14 protein-coding genes are annotated in these 21,854 nt (G+C 63.9%); 5 read left to right on the top strand and 9 right to left on the bottom strand.

From position 1 onward, the window contains the following. The first annotated feature begins 23 nt into the window (after window positions 1–23). On the top strand, window positions 24–1,559 hold the full coding sequence (locus ACTJK9_RS25735) for an FAD-dependent oxidoreductase (protein WP_440817120.1): 1,536 nt from the start codon (window positions 24–26) through the stop codon (window positions 1,557–1,559). 4 nt (window positions 1,560–1,563) lie between these two features. On the opposite strand, the gene hemB is transcribed toward ACTJK9_RS25735, so the two are convergent. Then, a complete protein-coding gene (gene hemB, locus ACTJK9_RS25740; RefSeq protein ID WP_085648205.1) occupies window positions 1,564–2,538 on the bottom strand; it encodes a porphobilinogen synthase in 975 nt (324 codons plus the stop codon). Window positions 2,539–2,680: 142 nt separating this feature from the next. Further along, complete coding sequence (locus ACTJK9_RS25745; protein WP_064597941.1) at window positions 2,681–3,379, bottom strand: glutathione S-transferase family protein; 699 nt, start codon at window positions 3,377–3,379, stop codon at window positions 2,681–2,683. Window positions 3,380–3,674: 295 nt separating this feature from the next. Between ACTJK9_RS25745 and ACTJK9_RS25750 the strand changes: the two genes are divergently transcribed. Next, a complete protein-coding gene (locus ACTJK9_RS25750) occupies window positions 3,675–4,349 on the top strand; it encodes a histidine phosphatase family protein (RefSeq protein ID WP_221397725.1) in 675 nt (224 codons plus the stop codon). A gap of 27 nt (window positions 4,350–4,376) precedes the next feature. Here the strand turns inward: ACTJK9_RS25750 and mnmH are convergent, their stop codons facing one another. From mnmH to ACTJK9_RS25765, 3 genes are all read right to left on the bottom strand, one after another. Next, the gene (mnmH, locus tag ACTJK9_RS25755) at window positions 4,377–5,480 is read right to left on the bottom strand and encodes a tRNA 2-selenouridine(34) synthase MnmH (protein ID WP_440817125.1); all 1,104 of its coding nucleotides are present in this window, start codon (window positions 5,478–5,480) and stop codon (window positions 4,377–4,379) included. Further along, the gene (selD, locus tag ACTJK9_RS25760) at window positions 5,480–6,514 is read right to left on the bottom strand and encodes a selenide, water dikinase SelD (protein ID WP_440817128.1); all 1,035 of its coding nucleotides are present in this window, start codon (window positions 6,512–6,514) and stop codon (window positions 5,480–5,482) included. Before selD ends, mnmH begins: the two co-directional genes overlap by 1 nt. Window positions 6,515–6,613: 99 nt before the next feature. After that, the gene (locus ACTJK9_RS25765; RefSeq protein ID WP_440817131.1) at window positions 6,614–17,137 is read right to left on the bottom strand and encodes an autotransporter-associated beta strand repeat-containing protein; all 10,524 of its coding nucleotides are present in this window, start codon (window positions 17,135–17,137) and stop codon (window positions 6,614–6,616) included. 409 nt (window positions 17,138–17,546) lie between these two features. Between ACTJK9_RS25765 and ACTJK9_RS25770 the strand changes: the two genes are divergently transcribed. Beyond that, complete coding sequence (locus ACTJK9_RS25770; protein ID WP_221397729.1) at window positions 17,547–18,506, top strand: nucleoside-specific channel-forming protein Tsx; 960 nt, start codon at window positions 17,547–17,549, stop codon at window positions 18,504–18,506. A 139-nt stretch (window positions 18,507–18,645) separates the two neighbouring features. Here ACTJK9_RS25770 and ACTJK9_RS25775 read toward each other — a convergent pair whose 3' ends face one another. From ACTJK9_RS25775 to ACTJK9_RS25785, 3 genes are all read right to left on the bottom strand, one after another. Beyond that, window positions 18,646–19,602 carry a quinone oxidoreductase family protein gene (locus ACTJK9_RS25775; protein WP_085612751.1) on the bottom strand — a complete coding sequence of 319 codons (957 nt, stop codon included), beginning with the start codon at window positions 19,600–19,602 and terminating at the stop codon, window positions 18,646–18,648. 28 nt (window positions 19,603–19,630) lie between these two features. Continuing rightward, on the bottom strand, window positions 19,631–19,804 hold the full coding sequence (locus tag ACTJK9_RS25780) for a DUF1427 family protein (RefSeq protein ID WP_074689141.1): 174 nt from the start codon (window positions 19,802–19,804) through the stop codon (window positions 19,631–19,633). A 228-nt stretch (window positions 19,805–20,032) separates the two neighbouring features. Further along, on the bottom strand, window positions 20,033–20,815 hold the full coding sequence (locus tag ACTJK9_RS25785) for an AraC family transcriptional regulator (protein WP_221397730.1): 783 nt from the start codon (window positions 20,813–20,815) through the stop codon (window positions 20,033–20,035). Window positions 20,816–20,952: 137 nt separating this feature from the next. On the opposite strand from ACTJK9_RS25785, the gene ACTJK9_RS25790 reads away from it, so the two are divergent. Beyond that, the gene (locus tag ACTJK9_RS25790) at window positions 20,953–21,180 is read left to right on the top strand and encodes a DUF6555 family protein (protein ID WP_064597962.1); all 228 of its coding nucleotides are present in this window, start codon (window positions 20,953–20,955) and stop codon (window positions 21,178–21,180) included. Between the two features lie 38 nt (window positions 21,181–21,218). Further along, window positions 21,219–21,491, top strand: coding sequence for a hypothetical protein (locus ACTJK9_RS25795; RefSeq protein WP_064597964.1), 273 nt, complete (start codon window positions 21,219–21,221; stop codon window positions 21,489–21,491). 24 nt (window positions 21,492–21,515) lie between these two features. On the opposite strand, the gene ACTJK9_RS25800 is transcribed toward ACTJK9_RS25795, so the two are convergent. Further along, complete coding sequence (locus tag ACTJK9_RS25800; RefSeq protein ID WP_074689145.1) at window positions 21,516–21,683, bottom strand: metallothionein; 168 nt, start codon at window positions 21,681–21,683, stop codon at window positions 21,516–21,518. Window positions 21,684–21,854 lie beyond the last annotated feature (171 nt).

Raw genomic sequence — 21,854 nt, forward strand, 5'->3', positions numbered from 1 at the left:
AGGACACGCGAGGAGCACAGACCATGAACCGCAGTGATGTTCTGATCATCGGCGCGGGCCCCACCGGGCTGGTGCTGGCCCTGTGGCTGAGCAAACTGGGCGTGCGCGTACGTATCATCGACAAGACCTCCGCCCCCGGCACCACCTCGCGGGCGCTGGCGGTGCAGGCGCGGACCCTTGAGCTGTACCGGCAACTGGATCTGGCCGATACGGTGGTGCGCAACGGTCATCGGGTGGCCGCGGCGAATTTCTGGGTCAAGGGCAAACCGGTGGCGCAGTTGCCGTTGAACCGGATCGGCGAAGGCCTGACGCCCTATGCCTTTCTGGAAATGTACCCGCAGGACGAACACGAGCGGCTGTTGATCGACCGACTCGAAGACTACGACGTGACCGTCGAGCGCAACACGACGCTGGAGAGTTTCACCGAAAACGGTGACGGCCTCACCGCGCACTTGCGCCTGCCGGATGGCGAGCAGGAAATCTGCCAGGCCTGCTATCTGGCCGGGTGCGACGGCGCTCGTTCAATCGTGCGCAAGACCCTCGACACCGGTTTTCCCGGCGGCACCTATCAGCAGATTTTCTATGTCGCCGATGTGCGGGCCAGCGGTCCGGCGCTCAATGGCGAGTTGCATCTGGACCTGGATGAGGCGGACTTTCTCGCGGTGTTCCCGCTGGCCGGCGAAGGCCGCGCGCGGTTGATTGGCACGGTGCGCGACGAGCGTGCGGATCGTGCCGAAACCCTCGAGTTTTCCGACGTCAGCAATCGCGCCATCGAACATTTGAACGTGCACGTCGAGGACGTCAACTGGTTCTCCACCTACCGCGTGCATCACCGGGTGGCTGATCACTTTCGCAAGGGCCGGGCGTTTCTGCTCGGCGATGCGGCGCACGTGCACAGCCCGGCCGGCGGTCAGGGCATGAACACCGGCATCGGCGATGCGATCAACCTGGCGTGGAAACTCGCGGCAGTGCTCGGCGGCGCAGCCACGCCCGGGCTGCTCGACAGCTACGAAACCGAACGCATCGCCTTCGCCCGGCGACTGGTGTCGACCACCGACAAGGTCTTCAGCTTCGTCACCGCCGAAGGCCGCATGGCCGACCTGTTGCGCACACGGCTGGCGCCGTTCCTGATTCCGAAAATGGCCTCATTCGAGAGCAGCCGCGAATTCCTGTTTCGCACGGTGTCGCAGATCACCCTCAACTATCGGGGCATGGCGTTGAGCGAAGGCGTGGCCGGGCACGTCCACGGCGGCGACCGCTTGCCGTGGGCCCATGATGGCGAGGGGGACAATTACGAGCCGTTGCGCCAGCCGTGCTGGCAGGTGCATGTGTACGGCGACACCAGCGACGAGATGATCGCCTGGTGCAATGAACATCACTTGCCGCTGCACGTGTTCGACTGGCGTCCGGCGTTTGAAACGGCGGGCCTGGGGCGCAACGGCTTTTACCTGCTGCGCCCCGATACCTACGTGGCGATTGCCGACAACAGCGCGGATCCGAAGGTGATCGAGCGGTATTTCCGTGACCACGGGATCCGGCCGTTTTTCAATTGCCCCTGAAAGGTCAGATCCCGGCCAGGGCCAGGTCCATCGCAAAGTAGGTGAAGATCAGATCCGCACCCGCGCGCTTGATCGCGCCGAGGCTTTCACGCACCACGCGATCTTCGTCGATGGCCCCGGCCTGGGCGCCGAACTTGATCATCGCGTACTCGCCGCTGACCTGATACGCCGCCAGCGGCAGGTTCGAGGCTTCGCGGATGTCGCGGATGATGTCCAGGTACGCGCCGGCCGGTTTGACCATCAGCGCGTCGGCGCCTTCCTGTTCGTCGAGCAACGATTCGCGCAGGGCTTCGCGGCGGTTCATCGGGTTCATCTGATAGCTTTTGCGATCGCCCTTCAGCGCGCTGCCACCGGCCTCGCGGAACGGGCCGTAGAGCGCCGAGGCGAATTTGGTCGAGTAGGCCATGATCGGAATCTGCGTGAAGCCGGCGTCGTCGAGTGCCCGGCGAATCGCCCGCACCTGGCCGTCCATCGCCGCCGACGGCGCGATCACGTCGGCGCCGGCACGGGCTGCCGCCACCGCTTGTTTGCCGAGGTTGATCAGGGTCTGGTCGTTGTCGACTTCATGGTTGTGCATCACGCCGCAATGGCCGTGGTCGGTGTACTCGCAGAAGCAGGTGTCGGACATCACGATCATTTCCGGCACGGCGTCCTTGGCGATCCGCGACATGCGCGACACCAGGCCGTTTTCGCGCCAGGTGTCGCTGCCGTTGGCGTCCAGGTGATGGGACACGCCGAAGGTCATCACCGACTTGATTCCGGCCCGAGCGTAACGCTCGATTTCGCCGGCCAGTTTGCGCTCGGGAATGCGCATCACGCCGGGCATGCTCTTGATCGGCACAAAATCGTCGATCTCTTCTTCGACGAAGATCGGCAGCACCAGATCGTTGAGGGAAAACTCGGTTTCCTGGAACAGGCTGCGCAGGCTCGCATTGCGGCGCAGACGGCGTGGACGTGCTTCGGGGAACTGACTGGACATGGGGCCTTTCCTGAAAACAGCGGATGAGACGAAAGTCGTAGGGGGCGAAGCTTATGCCTTGCGGGGATCGGGGTACAAACCTGGATCAATCAACAGTGCGTTACCGGGCACGCAACAATCTGCGCACCCGGTTCCCGCCGGGTCAGGAAGGAATGGTCAGCCCGCGCACAACCGCCGGCCGCGCGAGGAAGCGCTCCAGCACCCGGGTGACGTTCGGGAAGTTGTCGATGCCGACCAGATCGCCCGCCTCGTAGAAGCCGATCAGGTTGCGCACCCACGGAAACGTGGCGATGTCGGCGATGGTGTAGCGCTCGCCCATGATCCAGTCGCGCCCTTCCAGGCGGGTGTTCAGGACGCTGAGCAGGCGGCGGCTTTCTTCGACGTAGCGGTCACGGGGACGCTTGTCTTCGTAGTCCTTGCCGGCGAATTTGTTGAAGAAACCGAGCTGGCCGAACATCGGGCCGATCCCGCCCATCTGGAACATCAGCCACTGGAGAGTTTCGTAGCGCAGCGCGCCTTCCTGGGCCAGCAACTGGCCGCTTTTGTCGGCGAGGTAGATCAGGATCGCGCCGGACTCGAACAACGGCAGCGGTTTGTCCTCTGGACCGTGGGGGTCGATGATCGCCGGAATCTTGTTGTTCGGGTTCAGCGACAGGAACTCCGCAGACATCTGGTCATTGGTGTCGAAGCCCACGCGGTGCGGCTCGTAGGGCAGGCCGATCTCTTCAAGCATGATCGAGACCTTGACGCCGTTGGGGGTCGGCAGGGAATAGAGCTGAATCCAGTCAGGGTACTGCGCCGGCCATTTCTGGGTGATCGGGAACGCGGACAGATCAGTCATGTGTAGCATCCAGTCACAAAATGAAAGGCCTGAGCATAATCCACGATCAGCGCTCTGGCTCGGGTTCTTTACACCCTCGCCCGCCGGCTTACTTAAATCCGCAACATCCTGTGGTTAACCTTCCCTCCAACCGCACAGCCTCAACGGTAAAGTACGGCGCACTCAAGCGGATCGAACCAAACGGGCCTCAGGGGGCTCCAAGCAAGCCAGTGATGACAGGGAAAACAGCCGGCGCGCATTTACCGGTGCAGAGGTTTGTCAGCCTTAACCGAACAGACTGAAGAACCCTTATCTCATGACGAACTTGATGAAAGTCGCCAGACGCTTCAAACATCGCGCGTATGTGGCCCTGCCCACCCTGCTGGCGGTCAGCGCGCTGTTCCTGTCGCTGGAATCCAGCGAAAGCCGTGCGCAACCGGTGGACGGCACCCAGACCCTGGTGTTCCTGCGCCATGCGGAGAAACCGGCCGGTGGTCTCGGCCAGCTCAACTGCCAGGGCCTGAACCGGGCCATCGACCTGTCGACCCTGCTGCCGGAAAAATTCGGCAAGGCCGACTACGTGTTCGCCGCCAATCCGACGCGCAACGTCGAGGAAGGCGAACTGGACAACTCCTACAGCTACATCCGCCCGCTGATGACCATCAGCCCCGCCGCGATCAAACTCGGCCTGCCGGTGAACATCGAGTTCTCGGCCAACGACACCAGTGACCTGGCCCGGGAGCTGATCGACGACAAGTACCACAACTCGACAATCTACACCGCGTGGTCCCATGGCTACCTGCCGGAGCTGATCAACAAGGTGGCGGACAAGGCGGTCGGCGGGAAGCAGAAGATCACAGAGGATTGGGAATCCAGCGATTACGACTCGCTGTATGTGCTGACCCTGACCTGGCACAACGGCAAGGCCAGCCTGCAGAGCCACAGCTACAAACAGGGACTGGATAACGGCCAGGAAAGCTGTCCGACCTGAGTTTGTCCGGGGCCCGCTCGGGTCCCGTCAGGCCTTGGGTTTGACCCGCTCACGCAGGTACTCGATAACGGCCTGCCGCTCCCCCGCAAACTCGATCCGCCCGCCCTTCTTCTCGCGCTGAAACACATACATCGGGTCGTAATACTCACGCAGCAAACCTTCGATCCACGCGCGGTGCAACTCCACCGCCCCGCTGCGGCCCTGCTCCGCCAGCGCCTCTTCCATCAACCCCCGCATCCGTCGATGCCGCTCGCCGCCCAAGCGCTTGTGCACGTTGTCGAGGCTTTCCAGCAAGCGCTCGGAAAACCGCGCGAAACCCTCGTCGCCATGCACAGCCTGAAACTCGGCAGACAAATCCACCACGTAATCGCGCAGGATTCGCTCGACGCGCTGCTCGAAACGATCTTCCAGCCAGACCATCGAGTATTGCTGCATGCCCTGATACAGCGGCAAGGGCAGCGCGCAGCTCCCCACAACCCGGCTCTCATCCTCCAGCACAAATTGATCGATGCCGGCGGCACGCTTTTTCAGGAAGTCGATGGCCAGCCGGTTCTCGAAATCGATGTTCGACGGCTGACCGGTGGCGCGTTTGCCGAAACTCGAGCCCCGGTGATTGGCATGGCCTTCCAGATCCACACTGTTGCGCAGTTGCACCAGCACTTCGGTCTTGCCGGTGCCGGTCATGCCGCCCAGCAGTACGAAATCACAGTCGGCCAAGGTTGATTCGAGGGTGTCGATCAGAAAACCCCGCAGCGCCTTGTAGCCACCGCCGATACGCGGGTAATCGATGCCGGCTTCCGACTTCAGCCACTGCTGCACGATTTGCGAACGCAGGCCGCCACGAAAGCAATACAGATAACCCTCGGGATGCGTCCGGGCAAACGCCGCCCAAGCCTGGAGCCGTTCGGCCTTCACCGCGCCGGAGACCAGTTGATGGCCCAGTTCGATGGCGGCCTGCTGCCCGTGATGCTTGTAGCAAGTGCCGACCCGCTGCCGCTCGATGTCGTTCATCAGCGGCAGATTGACTGCCCCGGGAAACGCGCCCTTGTGAAACTCGACCGGCGCACGGGCGTCCATCAGCGGGCGGTCGTTGAGGAAGATGTCGCGGTAGTCGGTGAAGTCGGCGGTCATCAATTCACCTCGACCGCGTGGCTCTGTCGCGCGATCAATTCACCGACCGGCTCAAGCGCGAGGCCGAGTTCGGCAGCGACGGCGAGAAATTCGGCATTGCCTTCGGGGGTCACGGCCACCAGCAGCCCGCCGCTGGTCTGCGGGTCGCACAGCACGCGCTTGTGCAATTCCTGCACTCGCCCGACGCGGCTCGAATAACTGTCGAAGTTGCGCAAGGTGCCGCCGGGCACGCAGCCCTGTTCGAGGTAGTACTCGATGCTCGAAAGCCGCGGCACCCGGTCATAAAAAACCCGCGCCGTCAGGTGACTGCCGTCGGCCATTTCCACCAGATGCCCGAGCAGGCCAAACCCGGTGACGTCGGTCATGGCGGTGACCCCGGCCAGTTTGCCGAAACGGCTGCCGGGCTTGTTCAGCGTACACATCCAGTCCCGGGCCACGCCGATGTCGTCGGGGCGCAGCTTGCCCTTTTTTTCCGCCGTGGTGAGGATGCCGATGCCCAGCGGTTTGGTCAGGTACAGCAGGCAACCGGCGGTAGCGGTGTCGTTGCGTTTCATGAAGCGCTTTTCCACCAGCCCGGTGACGGCCAGACCGAAAATCGGCTCCGGCGCATCGATCGAATGCCCGCCGGCCAACGGAATTCCCGCGTCATCGCACACCGCACGGCCACCGCGAATCACGTCTCGCGCCACTTCCGGCGCCAGCACGTTGACCGGCCAGCCGAGGATCGCAATCGCCATCAACGGATCGCCGCCCATGGCGTAGATGTCGCTGATGGCATTGGTGGCGGCGATGCGGCCGAAGTCGAACGGGTCGTCGACGATCGGCATGAAGAAATCCGTGGTCGAGACCACCCCGCGCTCGGCATCGATTTCATACACCGCCGCATCATCGCGCGACGCATTGCCGACCCACAGTTTCGGATCAAGGTTCTGCGCCCCGCTGCCGGCCAGAATCACCTCCAGCACCTTGGGCGAAATCTTGCAGCCACAACCGGCGCCGTGGCTGTATTGGGTCAGACGGATGGGCTCGGTCATGGGGCAGTCTCCGGGAGGCGGTGGGAGGGATTTTAGCAGAGGGGTCGGCGGGCAAAAAAAAGCCGCCCTTGCGGGCGGCTGAAGTGCTTCGCTCCTGAATCAGAACCCGAGACTGAAGCTGATGGTCATCGCATGGTCGTTGCTCTCGTTCGACAGCTGCCCCGAATAGCCGATGCCGAGTTTACCGGTCGGGCTGATCTGGAAGTCCACGCCCGCTTCGACCACCGCACTGTCCTTGGCAATCGGCACGCCCTGGGTGTTGAACGAGGCGCCGCCGTCGATGAAGGTCAGGTCGGCGTCAGGCTTGGTTTCACCGAAGGCATGCCGCCAGCCGAGGGCCGCGCGCGGAGTGAATTGCCCGCCGTTGGCCAGGGTGATGACCTTGCCGGCGCGCACGCCCAGGGTCGAGAAGGTGATGTCCTGATCGGACTCGGCGCGCAGGCGCCCCACCCCGCCTTTCTCCTTGGCCTTGTCGCTGTCGTAGTTGACGTAGGCCAGACCGGCGAACGGTTCCAGGGCAATCCCGGCCGCTTCGATGGCATAGCCGACTTCACCGAACACCTGGGCGCTGCGGGCGTCGTAATTGGCTTTCAACCGATCGTTGTAGGCGCCGACGCTGACGTCGCGTTTGGTCTCGATGTCGTGCCAGCTGTACGCCGCACCAAGGCGCACCGCCAGGGCATCGAATTGCGAGTTGAGGTACGCCGCCAAGTGGTAGCTCTCGACCGTGGCATCCGAGCGACGATCATGGGCATCCAGATCGCTGCGGGTGTAGCCGGCGGCCATGCCGACGCGCCATTGGTCGTCGAGCTGCTTGTCGGTGCCGAGCATGAAGCCGCTCAGGTTGCGATCCAGCTTCGCACTGTTGCTGTTGCCATCCGACTCGCCCCAGGCGCCGAGTGCGCGGGCCCAGCCGACCATTTCGCCGTGGCAACCGTTGCTGCTCAGCTGGTTGTCGCTCGGGGCCAGGGCGCGGCGTGGATCGTCCGGCGCACTGCACGATGGCTGGCGCATACGGTCGTTGACCGCGTCCCGCACGTAGCGCGAATCCTCGAGGATCGCGCTGGCGGTGCTGGCATGGATTTCCCCCGACAGACTGTCGAAGGCGTTACGTGCCCCGGCCACGCTGAGGTTGATGATTTCGTCCTGCAACGCGCTGCCCGCCGCGCCGTTGCGCATCAACGCCGAGGCGGTGTTGCGCTGGTTGCGGGTGGCGGCGACGTCGACGAACGAGTTGCCGTTGCGGCTGACCACCAGGTTCACTGCGTTCGGGTCATACACCAGCGCCGTGTCGAGGAACGCATATTGCGGCAGGTCGGCGGCGCTGAAGGTGCCGGTCACTCCGCCACCGGCGGTGATCAGCGAGTACACGGTATTGCCGGTGAACGGTGCCAGGCTGTTGACCTGCAGACCGCCGCCCAGGGTGGCGGTACCACCGACCGCCAGTGGGGTGGCGGTCGGCGAACTGACGGTCAGGGCCAGCACACCGTCGGCGGCGTTGGTCAGGTTGCCGGCGACACTCAAGGTGCCAGCCTCGGCACCGGATTGCACCACGCCATGGTTGACCAACGAACCGACGCTGCCGTTACCGCTCAACCCGGCGCCGTTGGCCACGGTGACCTGCCCGCCGAGCGAAGCCCGAGCCGAACGGCTGCCGACCTGCAACACGCCTTGATCAACCGCCACCGTGCCACTGAACGGCTGATTACCGGTCAACAGCAGGGTTCCGGCCCCCCGCTTGGCCAATGCGCCGGTACCACTGAGCACACCGTTGAACTGACCATTGGTGTTCTGCTGGAACACCAGCAATGCGTTGTTGAGGATGTTGCCCTGCAGGCTGGTGATATTACCGATCAGCGTACCGCCGCTGACCGTAGTCCCGCCGCTGTAGGTGTTGGCGCCGCTGAGGATCAGGGTGCCGGAATCCAGCTTCTCGATGCCGCCACTGCCCACCAGCGGTACGGAGATTTCCGCACTGCCACCGGCATTCACCCGCACCGGCGCGAGGCTGCCGCCCGGGCCGTTGACCGGGATCAGCGTACCGCCGGCGCCTGGCACCAGGCTGTAACCGCTGGACAGGAACTGCAACCCGGTGAAGTTCTGATTGCCTTGCACCGTGACTATGCCGCTCTGCCCGCCGAACACGGCGAACTGACCGTTCGACGCCAGCGCCTGAGTACCGCTCGGATCGGTCCAGTTGGTGCCCGGCCCCCACACACCGCTGCCGCCACCGATGCTGCCGTCCGGATTGGTGGTGCCACCGTTCCAGAACTGCACTTCACCCGGGGTGTTCTGCACCAGCAGGTTGACCTGATTGGCCAGCGCGGTCTGCAGGGTCAGGTTGGCCGCCGACACCGGCAGGCTGCCGTAGACCAGACCGTTGTTGGTCAGGCTGCCGCCGTAGCTGAACAGTTGATAGACCCCGGTGCCGAAGCCGCCGGCGTTGCTGATGTTCAGCGTGCCGTCGAGGGTCAGGTTGCCGGCGACGTTGACCACCGTTGTAGAACTGGCGGCCGAGCCGAGGCTGAAGTCCAGGTTGGTGCCTGAAGACAATGCCAGCGAACCCACCGACAACGGCGTTGCAGTGCCGCCGCCGGTCAGCGTCGCACCGTTGGCCAGTTGCACGGCGCCGGCGAACACGCCGCTGCCGCCGACCTTCGCCCCGCTGGCTACGTTGACGCTGGCACTGTTGAGCACACCGTTGACGTTCAGCGAACCGCCCTGCACGGCGGTGTTGCCGGTGAAGGTGTTGTTGCCGGTCAGCAGCAAGGCGCCGGTGCCGGTTTTGTTGAGTGTGCCGGCGCCTGTCAGGTTGCCGGTGTAGCTGCCGTCGCTGTTCTGCTCGAAGGTCAGCGTCGCGTTGTTGGCGATAGCGCCTTGCAGGCTGCTGGTGTCACCACGGGTGCTGCCGCCGTTCAGCGTGGTGCCGCCACTGTAGGTGTTGGCACCGCTGAGGACGAGGTCGCCACTGCCGTTTTTCACCAGGCTGCCACTGCCGGTGATCGCCCCGATCAGCGTGGTGTTCTGGTTGCCGGCCAGGGTCAGTTGCGCCCCCAGGTTGATGGCGTTGGCCAGTTGCAGTGCGCTGGTGCTGTCGAGGGTGCCGTTGCCCAGCACGCTGAGGGCGCCGCTGCTGAGGGCGCTGTTGTTGCCCAGGATCAGCGAACCACCAGACAGTTGAGTGCCACCGCTGTAAGTGTTGCTGCCGTTGAGGGTCAGGCTCGACGCGCCGGTCTTGATCAGACTGCCGCTGCCGCTGACCACACCGTCGAGGGTCAACGCGTTGGAGCCGGCGACGGTGAGTCCGCCATTGAGCACCACATCGTTGGCCAGGCTGACCGCCGTGTTGCTGTCCAGCGCCGTGCCGTTGGCGGCGGTCAACACGCCGGTGCCGAGGGCCGCGTTGTTGCCGACCACAATCTTGCCGCCATTGAGCGCAGTGCCGCCGGTGTAGCCGTTGGCCGCGTTGAGCACCAGCGTGCCGGTGTCGTATTTGCCCAGCGTGCCGGCGCCATTGAGCGCCACGCCCACGGTGGCGGTGACGTTCGGGTCGACCCGCACGGTGGCATTGCCCAGCGAACCGTTGACCAGATTCAGCGACCCGGCCGTGCCGTTCTGCAGGCTGTAGCCATCGGTGACGAACTGCATGCCCGTGATGGTTTGCGCACCGTTGACGGTGACAGTGCCCGCCGTGCCCTGGAACACCGCGAAGTTGTTGGTCCAGGCCTGATTGGTGGTGCCGTTGACGTCGGTCCAGTTGGTGGTGCCGGTACCCCAGGTGCCGCTGCCGCCATCCACCGAACCATTGGCGACAAGCTGGTTGCCGTCCCAGAACTGCACGGTAACGCCCGGTGCGGTAACCAGCAGGTTGATCTGGTTGGCCAGCGCGGTTTGCAGGGTCAGGTCGCCCGGAGCGACGCTGCCCGGCACAGTGCCGATCAGCATGCCGTTGTCGGTCAGCCCGCCGGTGTAGTTGATCAAGCGGTACACGCCGCTGCCGAATCCACCGATGTCGCTGACGTTGAGGGTGCCGTCCAGGGTCAGGTTGCCGCCGACGTTGACCAGCGGGTTGCCGCCACCGGAGACCGGTGTGCCGAGGCCGACATCGAAGTTGGAATTGGCGTTGAACACCAGCGAATTCACCGAAAGCGTGCTGCCGGTGGCGCCGGCCAGATGACCGCCATCCGCCACGGTCACGGCTCCGCCGAGCGAGCCGCCGCCGGTCAGGGTGGCGCCGCTGTTGACCAGCACACTGGCGCTGTCCAGCGAGCCGCTGACGTTCAAGGTGCCGGCGTTGACCGTGGTGTTGCCGGTCAGGCTGTTAAGGCCGGTCAGGGTCAGCGTGCCGGTGCCGAGTTTGCTCAGTTCGCCGGTGCCGGTGAGCACACCGCCGAAAATGCTGCTGGCGTTGTTGCCGCCGATGCTCAGCGTGTTACCGCCGCCGATCAGTGCGGTGCCGCTGCCGGTCAGGCTGGCGAGGCTGCCCGAACCGCCGAGGTTCAGCGTCGCGGCATTGCCGAGATTGACTCCGGCGTTGCTGCCCAGTGCCGAGTTGCCCAGGGTGGTCAGGCTGCCGGACTGCACGTCGAAGGTGCCGCTGAAGGTGTTGTTGCCGGACAGCGTCAGGTCGGCCAGACCGTTCTTGGTCAGGGTGCCCGCCCCGGCGATCACGCCGCCAAGCGTCAGGTTGTTGTTGCCGGCCACGCTGAGGTTGGCATTGACGTTGAGGTTGTTGGCCAGCACCACCGGCGCCGTGGTGTCGAGGGTCGACGCGCCCGCCACGGTCACCGCGCCGGAACCCAGGCTCGCCGCGGTGCCGAGGGTCACAGTGCCGGCGTTCAGGGTGGTGCCGCCGCTGTAGGTGTTGATGCCGTTGAGGGTCAGGTTGGAGGCGCCGTTCTTGATCAAACCGCCAGTGCCGCTGACCACGCCGCTGAGGGCCACGTCGCTGTTGCCGGTGTTGGTCAGGTTGGCGTTGAGCACCACGTTGTTGCCCAGCGACACCGAAGTGTTGCTGTCCAGCGCCGAAGCACCGGCCACCGTCAGGTTGCCCAGACCGAGGGCGCCGTTGCTGCCGGCGGTCAGGGTGCCGGCGTTGAGGGTGACGCCGCCGAGGAAGTTGTTGGCCCCGCTCAGGATCAGGTTGGCCGCGCCATTCTTGGTCAGGCTGCCGGCGCCGTTGATCGCACCGCTGAGTGTCAGATCGTTGCTGCCGACGATGCCGAGGTTGCCCGCCAGGTTGATCGCGTTACCCGCCGTGACAGCACTGCTGGCATCCAGGGTAGTGCCGTTCGCCGCGTTCAAAGTGGCCGAACCCAGCGCGCTGTTCGACGCCAGAACCAGTCCGCCCGCGTTCAATGCCACCGGGCCGAGGAAGGCGTTGTTGCCGCCAAGGGTCAGGTTGGCCGAGCCGTTCTTGATCAGCCCGCCGGTGCCGTTGATCACACCGTTAAGGGTCAGCGCGTTGCTGCCAACGATCGTCAGGTTACCGTTGAGCGTGGCCGCGTTGGCCAGGGTCACGGCGGTGTTGCTGTCCAGTTGCGTGCCGGCATTGGCGATCAACGCACCGCTGCCCAGCGCGGTGTTGCTGCCGACCACGATTTTGCCGCCATCGAGTTGCGTGCCGCCGGTGTAGCTGTTGGCGCCATTGAGCACCAGGGTGCCGCTGTCGAGCTTATTGAGAATGCCGCTGCCGTTGATGTTCACGCCGACTGTGGCGGTCACGCCCGGATCAACGCGCATCGCCGTGGTGCCGCCGGCGCCGTTGACGGCGGTCAGCAGTCCCGAGGTACCGTTGACCACGTTGTAGCCATCGGTGAGGAACTGCATGCCGGTGAACAGTTGCGTGCCGTTGACCGATACCGTACCGGCCGTGCCCTGAAATACCGCGAAGTCGCCGGCCCAGGTCTGATTGACCAGACCATTGGCGTCGGTCCAGTTGGTGCCGGCGCCGTTCCAGGTACCGCTGCCGCCATCGACAGTGCCGTTGGCGATGGTCTGGCTGCCGTCCCAGTAACGAATGTCCGAATTCGGCGCCGAGACCTGAATGTTGATCTGATTGGCGACCCCGGTCTGCACCACCAGATCGCCCAGCCCATAACCGACCGGCACGCTGGCAACGTCCAGGCCCAGATTGGTCAGGGCACCGGTGTAGTTGAACAGACGATACACACCGACGCCGAAACCACCGGCATCAGTGACGTTGAGATTACCGTCGAGGGTGAGGTTGCCGCCGACGTTCATCAGCGACGTGGTCGAAGGTGCCCCCAGCGCCGCATCGACATTACTGCCGGCCGCGAGCGTCAACGAGCCGGCCGAAAGTGTATTGCCCGACGACAGGGCCAGGTGACCGCCGCTGTTGATGGTCATCGCGCCGAGTGCCGAACCGTTACCGGTGAGGGTGCCGCCGGTATTGACGTTGACCTGGGCACTGGCCAGCGAACCGCTGAGGTTCAGGGTGCCGCCGTTGACGGCGGTGTTGCCGACGATGCCGTTGATCCCGGTCAGGTTCAGGGTACCGGTGCCGACCTTGGTCAGACCGCCGTTGCCGCTGAGATCACCGTCGAAGGTGCTGGTGCTGCTCACCCCGCCCACGGTGAGGGTATTGCCGCCACCGATCTGCACGCTGCCGCTGCCGCTCAGGCCGTCGAGGCTGGCGCTGCTGCCGAGGTTGAGGCTGGCGCCAGCGCTGATGTTGGCGCCGGAGGTGTTGCCCAGCGCCCCGCTGCTCAGGGTGGTGACGCTGCCGGCGGCAATGTTCAGCGCGCCGGTGAAGGTGTTGGTGCCGCTGAGGGCCAGGTCGTCCAGACCGGTTTTGGTCAGGCTGCCGGCGCCGTCGATCACGCCGCTGAGGGTCAGGCCGTTGTTGCCGGCCACCGTCAACCCGGCATCGAGGGTGATGTTGTTGCCGAGGGTGAAAGCGCTGCTGTTGTCCAGCGTCGCGGCGCCACCGACGGTGAGCGTGCCGCTGCCCAATGCGCCGGGCGCGCCGACGGTCAGGGTGCCGGCGTTGAGGGTGGTGCCGCCGCTGAAGGTGTTGGTGCCGTTGACGGTCAGGTTGGCCGCCCCGTCTTTCACCAGTTGGCCGGTGCCGCTGAGCACGCCGCCGAGGGTCAGGTTCTGCGTGCCGCCGACGCTCAGCGCCGCATTCAGCACGACCGCGTTGGCCAGGCTGACCAGCGGCGAACTGCTGTCGAGGGTTGCTGCCCCGCCAACGGTCAAGGCGCCGGTGCCGAGCGCCGAGCTGTTGCCGACGGTCAGAGTGCCGGCGTTAAGAGTGGTGCCGCCGACGTAGGTATTGGAGCCATTGAGGCTCAAGTTGGCGGCACCGTTTTTCACCAGGCTACCGGCGCCGGCGACGGTTCCGGTGAGACTCAGATCCGCGCTGCCGCCCACATTGAGCGCCCCGGCGAGGTTGACCTGGTTGCCCAGAGTGACGGCGGTATTGGTATCCAGCGTGGTGCCGGCCGCTGCGTTCAGTGCACCGCTGCCCAGCGCGGTGTTGCTGCCGACGATCAGTTTGCCGACATTCAGCGCGGTGTTGCCGAAGTAGGTGTTGGCGCCGTTGAGGATCAGATCGGCCGGGCCACTTTTGATCAGGCCGCCGACACCTGAGACCACGCCCGCGAGCGTCAGCGCATTGCTGCCACCGATGGTCACGTTGCCGCCGAGGTTCACGTTATTGGCCAGGCTCGCCGCCGTGCTGGCATCCAGTGTGGTGCCGTTGGCGGCGTTGAGGATGCCGGTGCCGAGGGCGGTGTTGGAGCCGACGACCAACGTCCCGGCGTTCAGCGAAGTAGCGCCGGTGTAGGTGTTGTTGCCGGTCAGGGTCAGGCTCGAAGCACCGGTCTTGATCAGGTTGCTGCCGCCGCTGATCACACCGCCCAGAGTCAGCGGGTTGGCGCCGCCGGTGGTGAGGTTGGCGTTCAGCGCGATGGCGTTGTTCAGCGTCGCATTGGCGCTGCTGTTGAGCGTGCCGCCCGCCCCGCCCACGGTCAGCGTGCCGGTGCCGAGCGCCGCGCCGTTGCCGACGGTCAGGCTGCCGGCGTTGAGCGCGGTGCCGCCGGTGAAGGTGTTGGCGCCGTTGAGGGTCAGGTTGGCCGTGCCGTTCTTGATCAACTGGCTGGCGCCGCTGAGCACGCCTCCGAGGGTCAATGCACTGCTGCCGCCGATCGCCAGATTATTGTTGAGAATGACGTTGTTGTTCAGCGTCACCGCGGTATTGCTGTCGAGAGTCGCCGCGCCGCCAACAGTGATATTGCCACTGCCCAGCGCAGCGTTGGCACCCGCTGTGATGGTGCCCGCGTTCAACGCAACAGCACCGAGGAACGTATTGGTGCCGTTGAGAATCAGGTTCGCCGCGCCGTTCTTGGTCAGCCCGCCGCTGCCGCTGACCACGCCGCCGAGGGTCAGGTTGGCGCTGCCACCGATGTTCAGGTTACCGCCGAGGGCGACCGCGTTGCTCAGCGCCACGGCGGTGCTGGCATCGAGGGTGGCGCCCGCTGCCGTGGTCAGTGCGCCGGTGCCCAGCGCGGTGTTGGAGCCGACGATCAGCGTCCCGGCATTCAGCGCCGTGCCGCCGGAGAAGGTGTTGTTGCCGCTGAGGGTCAGGTTCGCGGTGCCGTTCTTGATCAGGTTGCCGGCGCCGCTGATGACCCCGCTCAAGCCCAGTGCCTGAGTACCGCCGATGGTCAGATCCGCCGCCAGCGCCACCGCATTGGCCAGGGTCACGGCGGTGGTCGCATCCAGCGTAGTGCCGGCCGCTGCGTTCAAGGCGCCCGTGCCGAGGGCGGTGTTGCTGCCGACGAGCAAGCTGCCGCCATTGAGCGCGGTGGTGCCGCTGTTGGTGTTGTTGCCGGTCAGGGTCAGGCTGGCGCTGCCGCTCTTGGTGATCGCGCCGGTGCCGGAGACGATGCCGGCCAGGGTCAGGGCATTGCTGCCGAGCACGTTCAACGCACCGGTGATGCCGACGTTATTGGCCAAGGTCACGTTGCCGGTGCTGTCGAGGCTGGTGCCGTTGCTGGTGTTGAGCACCCCGGTACCCAGGGCGTTGTTGTTGCCGACGCGCAAGGTGCCGGCGCTGAGGCTGGTGTTCCCGGTGTAGGTGTTGATGCCGTTGAGGGTCAGGCTGCCGCTGCCGGTCTTGGTCAGGTTGCTGGCACCGCTGATCACCCCGCCCAGGGTCAGCGCTCCGGTGCCGGTTGCGGTCAGGGTGCTGTTGAGCGTGATCGCGTTGGCCAGCGAAATCGGCGTCGTTGCCGAGATGCTCGAAGCGCCGCCAACGGTGATGCCGCCGGTGCTGAATGCCGAGTTATTACCCACTAGCACTGTGCCGCCGTTGAGCACAGTGTTGCCGGTGTAAGTGTTGATGCCGTTGAGGTTGAGCTGACCGCTGCCGATCTTGGTCAGACCGCCAGTACCGGAAATCACGCCGTTGAGGGTCGTGCCGTTGATGCCCTGCAGGGTCAGGCCACCGGCGCCCAGACTGATCTGGTTGGCCAGCGACAAACCGGCATTGCTGGCCTGAAGAATCCCGCCGTTGGACGTCAGCACACCGCTGCCGAACGCGGCGTTGTCGTTGAACTGCGCGACACCGCCATTGAGTGTGGTCGCCCCGCTGACCAACGGCCCCTGCAAGGTCCAGGTGCCGCTGTTGAGGGTCAGGTTGTTGAAGTTGACGTAGGTCGCGCTGGACGCGGTGCCGGTCCCGGTGACGCCACCACCGACGCCGATCGGGTTTTGCAGGATCAGCGTGTTGGTGCCCCCCGCGCCGCCATCGATGGTGCCGGTCGGGGCGAAGGTCAGGTTGATGCCGACCAGGCCACCGAGGCCGACGGACACTTGCACACCGTCACCGACGTTAACGCTGGAACCGGTGATCGCGTAGAAGGTGTTGGTGCTGCCCGCGCCCATCGACACACCGCCGGTGATGTTACCGGCGTTGGTGAAGATGTTGCCTGCTGCCGACGTCTCGAACGCGATCCGGCCGTTGATCGTGCCGCTGGCACTGTTGGTCATGTTGACTTGCGAACCGCCATACACCCCGACCACCGGGGTATCGGCCAGGGTGATGCCGCCGACCGAGAGCCCGGTGGACGTAATGGTGCCGTCGTTGGTGATACTGGTGGTGCCCCCCGCCGCGTTGTTAACGCCGATGGCCAGGCCGTCGATGCTGGTCAGATTGAGGCCGAGCAACATCCCGGTGCCGCGCATGATTCCGCTGGCATTGTTGACCACGCTGACCGTACTGGTCGCGCCGGTGCCGATGAATGCACCGCCACTGAGGACCGAAACCAGACCCAGCAATGCCGGGTCGAGGGTGCCGGAGTTGTTCAGGTTGATGTTGACCCCGGTCAGGCTGAGCACCTTGCCGCCGAGGGTGGCGTTCATCTGCGCGCCGGAGTTGACGTTGACCGTCAGACCGTTGGTAGCACTGCTGAAATTGTTCAGAAACAGCGGCAGGCTCGGCACACCGGTACAGGTGACCGTCGAACCGGCCGTGGAACACGTGGCCAACGCTGGAGTGCTCATCCCGCCGAACAGAAAGCCGGCGACACTCAGATGCACGGCGAGGGAAAGTGGGGAAAAACGCGAAACGAGGGCGACACCAAACCTTGCTTCCACGGGCTACTCCTTTCGTGGCCGATTTCGTCCTTGAAGGCGTGTAACAGCTGCAAGATCCAACACGCGTATCAAGCGTATGACGGTCATCAGATAAACCGTCCTATTCCAGACACACGCTAGTTGATGCCCTGCGATGGGACACCGGTTAAATAGTGTTAATACTTTTGTGCGATAAGGCCCTGCGTCGATACTTCCGGCTGTTCTGAGCAAGGGCTAGAGGATGATTTGAGACGCTTTTGAGGGGAGTTGACCGAGTCGCCAGGTAATCCCACCAATCAATCGATTTTTCAGCCACTTGAGAAACTGGTACGGCTTGTGCAAACGTTTGCTCGTTGCTGTTGACCGCCTTTTCGTTACAAAACCGTACAGGCCCCATGATCCGGGTCTTGATCCGCAAAAAGGACTTTGAATGCACGCTTCTTCCTGCCACCGCCTTCGCGGTGCGCGCACTTTTGCTGTTTCCCTGCTACTGGCCGGCGTTACCGGAGTTCTCAGCCACACCGCGCTGGCGCAACCTGCCCTGCCGGATGAATCCGCCCAGGGTGAAGCCCTCAGCTCCGAAGCCAGCCCGCCAAAAAAAGGCGCGTACCTGTCGGACTGGTACAACCAGGACCTGATGCTGATCGGCAGCAAGGACATCAGCTTCGGCCCGCAACCGGCCGACGACATCTACCTGGAATATGAATACTTCGGACGCAAGGGCCCGTTCGAGCTGTACGGCTACATCGACATCCCGAAGATCTTCAACATCGGCAACAGCCACGACAAAGGCGTGTGGGACCATGGCTCGCCGGTGTTCATGGAGCACGAACCGCGCATCTCCATCGACTACCTCGCTGGCCGCAGCCTGGCCATCGGGCCGTTCAAGGAATGGTACGTGGCGTTCGACTGGATCTACGATCACGGGAGCCGCAAAGAGAACCGCGCCAACACGCTCTACAGCGGTTTCGGCACCGACATCGACACCCATTCAAGGGTCAATCTGTCGGCCAACCTGTACGGGCGCTACCAGTGGGAAAACTACGGCGCCAGCAACGAATATTCGTGGGACGGCTACCGCGCGCAACTCAAGTACATCGTGCCGATCGACACATTCAGCAACGGCGCCTCGCTGACCTACATCGGCTTCACCAACTTCGATTTCGGCTCGGACCTGCACAAGGACAACCCGGCGCGCACCGCCAATGCCACCGTGGCGACCAACGTCTTGCTGTACTCGTTCACCCACCTGCGCTTCACCCTGGTCGGCCGTTATTTCCACAACGGCGGCAACTGGGAGGACGGCAGCGAGCTGAACTTCGGCGACGGTAATTTCCGTGCGCGTTCCAATGGCTGGGGGTATTACGCGGGGGTTGGGTATCAGTTCTGATGCGATTGCAAACCCGCCAAAAAAATGTGGGAGCTAGCCTGCTAGCGATGGCGTCAGCACAGTCAATATTTTCTTCGACTGAACAAGCGCTTTCGCTAGCAGGCTAGCTCCCACAGGGTTTGTCACTATTTCTGAAGACTCAAGGAATCAGAATGACCTTGTCGCCACTGCCCTGATTCACATCGGCATACCGCGCCAGCCCTTCGGCCAGCGGCGCTTCGACAAGCCCTTGCGGCAGTGGCAGCAGGTCTTCGTCGAAGAACCGGCCGAACTGTTCCAGCATCGCCGCGCAGGCTTCAACGCCATACAGCAACGAGTTGATGCCGACCACCGAACCGCCCTTGCGATACAGCGCTAGCGCCGGCAGTTGCACATGCCCATCGACTGGCGCGGCGATGATCGCGATCCGGCCGAAGGTCGCCAATGCCGCCACCGAAGCCGGCAGCCAGAAACCGGTGGTGTCGAAGATCACGTCGGCGCCGCCGCGATACACCGCGTTGACCTGCGCACCCAGATCCTCGGGTTTATCCAGCTGAATCGTCTGATAACCCTGCGCCTGCAAATCCTTGACCTGCTCCGGCCGCCGCGCCGCCGCCAGCAACTGCGCACCGCGCACTTTGGCCAGCGCCAGCGCCGCCGTCGCCACCGCCCCGCCGCCGATCACCAGCAAACGGGTTTCGGCACTGACCAGGCTGCGCTCCAACGCATCCCACGCCGTGGTGTAAGGCACGCCGAGGCTGGCGGCCTGGGTGAAACTCAAATGCGAAGGCTTGTGCGCCACGCCATTGGCCGGCAGTTTGACGAACTGTGCGTGGGAGCCGTCGGCGAAGAAGCCCAGCTCACGCCCGGTGCCCCAGACCTCCTGACCGATCAACGCCTGCGGACCTTCGACCACGACACCGGCAAAGTCCCGACCGGGAATACGCGGCAGCGTGGTGTACGGGAAACGCCCGAGCACGTTCTTCACGTCGCTGGGATTGAGACCAGCAGCCTTGATCTGCACCAGCACCTCGTCAGCGCCCGGCACCGGCGTCGGCACCTCGACCAAGCGCAGGGACGACAGGTCGCCGGTTTTATCGAATTGCAGTGCTTTCATGGAAATCTCCGAAAGAAAAAGACAGGACTCAGGACAGCCAGCCACTGACCAGTTGCCGACCCATCGGCCACAACTGCTCGCCCGCCAGCATGCCCAGCAGACCCACCAGCGCGATGGCCGGCGGCGCCGGAGAACGGACATCCAGCGCGCCATACAGCAGGCCGACACCCAGACCGACGGCCAGTGAAATCAGGTAATTCATGGGATCACTCCGCCACAAAAGGAATGGGCAAAGTCTAGGGAAAGGCGGCGACCGGCATCGGCCAAGGACTTCTGAATTTCGGCCAAATCACCGGAAGGCACCGCTTCCCTTGTGAGAGCTGCGGTGCGACGATTCGATTTGCCGGCGATAGCGGTACATCTGCCGTAAATGTATCGACTGGCACGACGCCTTCGCGGGCAAGCCCGCTCCCACATGGGTTTTATGGTGTCAGGAGGAAGTCGTGCTGAATTGCGAAGGGGCGACACCCAGTTCCCGGCGGAACATGTCGCTGAAACTGCTCGGCGAATAACCCAGCTCGCGGGCAATCGCGCTGACCGGCACACCCTGGATCAACTCCGCCACTGCCGTCGCCAATTGCACCTGACGCCGCCATTCGGCAAAGCCCATGCCCAGCCCTTCCTTGAACAACCGTGCAAGCGTACGCACGCTGGCCCCGGCGTTTTCGGCATGCTGCTCGAAAGGAATGTCCAGCGACGGCGCGGCCATTACCGCCTGACACAGGCTCATCAGCCGCCGGTCGGCATCGTCCGGCAGCGGGATCTTCAGCTGTGAACGCCTTGCGCGTTTCAGCTCCAACAGCGCCAGCCCGACCAGCGCCTCGTAATAGTCCGGATCGCCGCTGTCGCCCTCTGCCACCAGCCCGACAATCAACTCACGCAGCAAACCGCCGACCTCGATCACCTGCACCGTCTCATCCAGCGTCGCCGCCAGCGCCGGGCGCAAGTAGATATTGCGCATCTGCAAATCCGACACCACCCGAATCCCATGCGGCACCCCCGGCGGCAACCACACCGCCCGCTGCGGCGGCACCACCAGCGCCTCGTGGGGCGTCTCGACCCACATCACCCCGCTCATCGCGTACAGCAACTGCCCCCACACATGCTCATGCGGCTCGATGAACAACCCACGCGGATACGTACGCGCCAGCGGCTGCACCGGCACATCGGTATCACTCAGATCAGGGGGCGCAGCGAGGGCCATGGCGAACATTCATCGGGGTTGGTGAGAGCGCCATGGTAACCAGTGCGCCTCGTTCCTTGCCATTGATAGATACCGTCGGACAATCCGAGTGAATTTTCCCGCAGCCCAGCGATCCTTCTATTACCACAGGGAGGAAGATGGGCTTTATGAACAACGCAAAACTGTACGTCATCGATTACACCCTTCACGGCACGCCAAAGTCGTTCATTATCCGCTCGGACAAAATGGACAACACCGAGGCGTGGCACTGGGCAAGCTGCGACGCAGGGGTCGGCCGCATCCCCCGTTTTGGCCGGGAGAAAGTGCAAAAGACCAGCAAGCCGATGGCAGAAAAATTCGGCGTGGAAAACGTCACATGGCGACCGGCCAGCTAAGCTTGCGCGCAGGCGGGGACACTTTTGGGGGAACTCACATGACAACCATCAACAGCCCGGCACACCTGGACTACGGCCTGGACACCCTGTTCGGTCGCATCACCAAAAGCGTCGACTGCCCGGTTGGCCTGGAACCCGTCGAAAACGACCCCTACCGCTTCGCCCTGCGCGTCCCGGCGCCCTTGCCGGAAGACCTTGAACAGGCCAAGACCATCGTCGTCAACGTCGAAGGCCGCCGCCTGCACGGCAACGTCCGCCACACCGAACGCCTGGACGACGACAGCCTGAAACTGGAAGTGGAGCCTGATTAGGCTCCACCTTTTCAATACCCGAGATTACTTGGGATGCGCACACTGACACCCCTTGCCCGAACATTCCTCACCACTCTTGTGATGATGCGCACAAGCCTCACAGCAATAATGCTTACCGTGCGCCACATAAGAATGCTCACCCTCCTTGATCGTGCAACGACATCCCGGACAATCGCATTTTCTATCTGCCATGAAACAGACTCCTCTGGTGGTGGTTGTCTGAGGCCGAAAGAACAAGCCGTGCTACCAGTGTAGAAGGTGCTGGTCACGATGAGCGTTAGCTCGAGAAACGCTTTTGCCGTGCCGGCCCCTTCGGAAGGCTGAGTGGAGGGATTTATCCGGGGGTGGGAGCGCAGCGACCGT

The sequence above is a fragment of the Pseudomonas sp. 22082 genome (genome assembly GCF_052046055.1).
GTDB lineage: Bacteria > Pseudomonadota > Gammaproteobacteria > Pseudomonadales > Pseudomonadaceae > Aquipseudomonas > Aquipseudomonas pharyngis.

Excerpts from the sequence above, each read along its gene's own strand:
- ACTJK9_RS25790 (WP_064597962.1), top strand. The coding sequence starts at position 20,953 with ATGAACAACGCAAAACTGTACGTCATCGATTACACCCTTCACGGCACG.
- hemB (WP_085648205.1), bottom strand. The coding sequence starts at position 2,538 with ATGTCCAGTCAGTTCCCCGAAGCACGTCCACGCCGTCTGCGCCGCAAT.
- selD (WP_440817128.1), bottom strand. The coding sequence starts at position 6,514 with ATGACCGAGCCCATCCGTCTGACCCAATACAGCCACGGCGCCGGTTGT.
- ACTJK9_RS25795 (WP_064597964.1), top strand. The coding sequence starts at position 21,219 with ATGACAACCATCAACAGCCCGGCACACCTGGACTACGGCCTGGACACC.
- ACTJK9_RS25775 (WP_085612751.1), bottom strand. The coding sequence starts at position 19,602 with ATGAAAGCACTGCAATTCGATAAAACCGGCGACCTGTCGTCCCTGCGC.
- ACTJK9_RS25785 (WP_221397730.1), bottom strand. The coding sequence starts at position 20,815 with ATGTTCGCCATGGCCCTCGCTGCGCCCCCTGATCTGAGTGATACCGAT.
- ACTJK9_RS25745 (WP_064597941.1), bottom strand. The coding sequence starts at position 3,379 with ATGACTGATCTGTCCGCGTTCCCGATCACCCAGAAATGGCCGGCGCAG.
- ACTJK9_RS25780 (WP_074689141.1), bottom strand. The coding sequence starts at position 19,804 with ATGAATTACCTGATTTCACTGGCCGTCGGTCTGGGTGTCGGCCTGCTG.
- mnmH (WP_440817125.1), bottom strand. The coding sequence starts at position 5,480 with ATGACCGCCGACTTCACCGACTACCGCGACATCTTCCTCAACGACCGC.
- ACTJK9_RS25770 (WP_221397729.1), top strand. The coding sequence starts at position 17,547 with ATGCACGCTTCTTCCTGCCACCGCCTTCGCGGTGCGCGCACTTTTGCT.
- ACTJK9_RS25750 (WP_221397725.1), top strand. The coding sequence starts at position 3,675 with ATGACGAACTTGATGAAAGTCGCCAGACGCTTCAAACATCGCGCGTAT.
- ACTJK9_RS25735 (WP_440817120.1), top strand. The coding sequence starts at position 24 with ATGAACCGCAGTGATGTTCTGATCATCGGCGCGGGCCCCACCGGGCTG.
- ACTJK9_RS25800 (WP_074689145.1), bottom strand. The coding sequence starts at position 21,683 with ATGGCAGATAGAAAATGCGATTGTCCGGGATGTCGTTGCACGATCAAG.